Raw genomic sequence first — 3,486 nt, 5'->3', positions numbered from 1 at the left:
TTACCGCATTATCCGCAAGGCTAAACCCTTTTTTACCGGCAAAGGCAGTTCTGGATCCCAGTGAAGTAACCGGCACCCATGGACGCTGATAAGAAGGCTCGCCAATGACGAACAAAGTCATCTTAAACCTGGGATCCCTGTTTTTAAAGATGTCATCATAACCAGCTTCGTTACTTTCCGGAATAAACAGCGATGATTTTGTAGAACTCGGCAGGTTTTCAGTAGTCCAGGCAGGCAAACCATCAGTGTACAAATACTGCCGCATCAAGCTGCGTGTCGGTGCTATCCTTCCATTTTCAAGATCCCTGGAATTGTTGTGTCCCAGGAGTACATTGGCACTGCTAGGTCCATAGATCTTGACAAGGATGTTTTCTTTATTCGTTGGTCCCTCTCCCGCTATTAAAAACTGATTGCTATAATTCGGATTGAGGGTATGGCCCTGCGCCATGACCAAAGTGGCCGCATCCACAGCCTTGTTCAGGTGCGATTGCCAGTCACCATCATTGTGAAATTTTGCCCTCGTGCCTTCATACAATGCCACCCTCGCTTTGAAAGCCCATGCAGCACTCTTGGTCAACCTGCCAAACTGGGCCGCAGGCAATTCAGCATTTGAAGGGAGCCAAAGCGCCGCAAAATCCAGATCATCGTAAATACTCTGCGCAACCGCAGCTCTTGCTGTGCGCGGCATAGAAAGTTCGGGGGACTTGATGTCCAGTGTCTTTAGCAATAAAGGCACGGCACCATATTTTTGCATCAGGCTGAAATAATTGTAAGCCCGGAAAAAACGTGCCTCCGCAAAATAACGGTTCTTTACTGTTTCAGAAACATTTGCCTTGCCGGCTTTTTCAAGAATGTTATTTGCAGTGAAAATCCTTTTATAAGGGTCGGTCCAGTCCGGACTTGAGCCCGGTACCGGTCTGCTTCCGGTGCTGACCTGGTTTGATCCCGGCCCTATATTGTCTTCGGCACGATTGTCCGCAGCGTAGCCCGGCAATTCCTGGTACATCCTGTTACAGGCATTGATCAGATCAGTTTCCGTATTCCAGAAGTTTATATCACTGAATTCAGTCTCCGGAAATCTGTCCAGCTTGCAGCCGCTGCCTATAAATGTAAGAGGCAGTATACAAATTAGTGCTATATTGATTGTTTTCATAAAATTTCGATTAAAAAGTAACATTAAGACCAAATGATACAGTACGGAAGAACGGATATGTTCCCGCGTCGGCGTCGTTCCCCACCTCGGGATCAAACACACTCAGCACATCCGTCTTTTCCCAAAGGTCCTGCCCGGCAAAATATATCCTCATGTTCTGAATAAATTTTTTTCTGAAAGGAATGGTATACCCAAGCTGCACATTCTTTAAGCGCAAATAAGACCCGTTTTGCACAGACCTGTCAGAAGCCTGATAGTTATACGTATTTCCCTGGTACAAGCGCGGGAACATAGCATCAGGGTTTTCCGGTGTCCAGCGGTCCATAAAGATGCTGTAAGGCATGAAGGCACTTTGATTAAATGGTACCAGTGCGTTGTTGTTCAGCAGGAAGGCACGTTTGGCAACCCCCTGGAACATGACTGAAAAATCAATGCCTTTCCAGTTCAGTCCAAGATCCATTCCATAGGTATACCTGCCGCTGGTGGTACCCAGATAAGCCAGGTCTCCCGGATCTTCAGGAGTAGCTCCGCCTGAACTGATCTTGCCATCCCCGTTCAGGTCAACATACCTGACATCACCAGGTTTAAAAGCATTTGCCGGGGCAAAAGGATATTGCACCTTTGCTTTGTAATCATCTGCTTCCTGCTGCGTCTGGAAATACCCGTCGGTCTTATATCCCCACACACTGTTCAAAGGATATCCTTCCAGCAGTTCAACCAGCCCGCCATTGACAGAACTTCTTCCATCATATTTGATCACCTTATTCTGGTTATCCGAAATATTAAAGCCTACGTTGTAGCCAACGCTGCCGATCTTATCTCTCCATTTTATATCCAGCTCCCAGCCATAGCTTTTTAACTCGCCGACATTGACAGCTCCGGTTTCAACACCAATAATACTGGGAACCTTAATTAGTGCCAGCATATCCTTATTTCGTTTTTCAAATACATCAGCAGTAAGGACTAGCCGCTCATTGAGCAATCCAAGGTCAATACCAATGTTTGCCTGTTGCACCGTTTCCCAGGTCTTGGTCGGCGAAGACAATTGCTTCTGAAAGAAAAACTGGCTTTGCTGCCCGTTAAAGATCACGTTTGGATAATCGGCACGGCTCTCTCCAAGCCCGGCATTCAGCAAGGGGATATACTCGTAAAAGCCCAATACAGAACCATTACCCAGCTGCCCCCAGGATGCCCTCAATTTTAAATTGGAGATCAAAGGGAAATTATCCTTAATGAAAGATTCCTGATTAATGCGCCATGCTGCAGAAAACGACGGAAACAACTGCCAGCGGTTTTCAGGAGCTAGCCGGGAGCTGCCATCATAGCGAAAAGAGGCTTCCAACAAGTATTTTTCTGAAAAATCATAGTTGAACCGTCCAAATACAGAACCAATGGCCCATGTCTCTACCAGATCAAAGTTCTGTTTGGTCAATGGATCAGCAAAATTAAAACTGAAAAAATCATTATTGACCATGCTTTGGGCCAGCGCACGCAACTGATCCTTACGGGACTCCTCATAAGAGGCACCGCCCAGTAATTTGAAATGATGATTTTTAACGGTCAGGTCATAATTCAGTACGCCCTGAAAATTATTATGGAATCCCCTGTTCTTGATCATTTCCATGCTATTGGGCTTATTGATAGAAAACCGCTCCAGTTCAGTGGTGCGTCCATACCAGACCAGTGTTCTTCTGTTGGCCTCCATATTGTAAGTGTCCTGGTTTCTCCAGCCCGTAAAATCAGCCGTCAATCCCTTAACAAGATTTTTCACAGTTAAATTTAATTTGCCTTGGAAAGTCTCATAATTACGGGTCTCCAGTCCGGCATTCTTCTGAATATCGATGGCATTTACCTGCAGGTCACCATTAAAAGGCTGGCCAGTCTGATCCTCTGCCGGGGTAAAAATAGTCTGCCGGTTGCGGCTGCGATACAGGTTGGCGATGATATTGTCAGTGCCGTTTGAATTTTCATTGACAAAAGAGCCCACATAGCCACCCACAAAGCCAACACTCAGGTATTTATTCAGTTCCGCATTGACATTCAGCTTCAGGTTCTTCCTGGAGTTGTCATCCGGTCCATAGCGAAGCACCCCATCACGCTGGTAGTACCCGCCCGAGGCCAGGTAATTCAGCTTTTGATCACCCCCGCTTACAGACAGAGAATAATTCTGCATGCCGTTGTACTTATTCATCCCCTCTTTTACCCAGTCGGTACTGCCGAAATACTCCCAGCGATTGGCACCCGGGTTTTCCCGGTATTGAAAGTTAGGGTTCCTGATCCATTCCATCATTTCAGGAGTATATTCCCTGGTTCCCAATGCATTAAACCTTGCC

2 protein-coding genes are annotated in these 3,486 nt (G+C 46.4%); both read right to left on the bottom strand.

Features of this window, described 5'->3' with window-relative positions:
* A partial coding sequence (locus VK541_RS15345; RefSeq protein ID WP_324371184.1) for a RagB/SusD family nutrient uptake outer membrane protein occupies positions 1–1,153 on the bottom strand: 1,153 nt, incomplete at its 3' end.
* A 10-nt stretch (positions 1,154–1,163) separates the two neighbouring features.
* Positions 1,164–3,486 (bottom strand): SusC/RagA family TonB-linked outer membrane protein (locus VK541_RS15340; RefSeq protein ID WP_324371183.1); only part of this gene is annotated, 2,323 nt, incomplete at its 5' end.

It is taken from the genome of Pedobacter sp. (assembly GCF_035317785.1).
GTDB lineage: Bacteria > Bacteroidota > Bacteroidia > Sphingobacteriales > Sphingobacteriaceae > Pedobacter.
The sequence above is the reverse complement of the archived record's forward strand: the minus strand, read 5'-3'. Positions and strand labels throughout refer to the sequence as shown.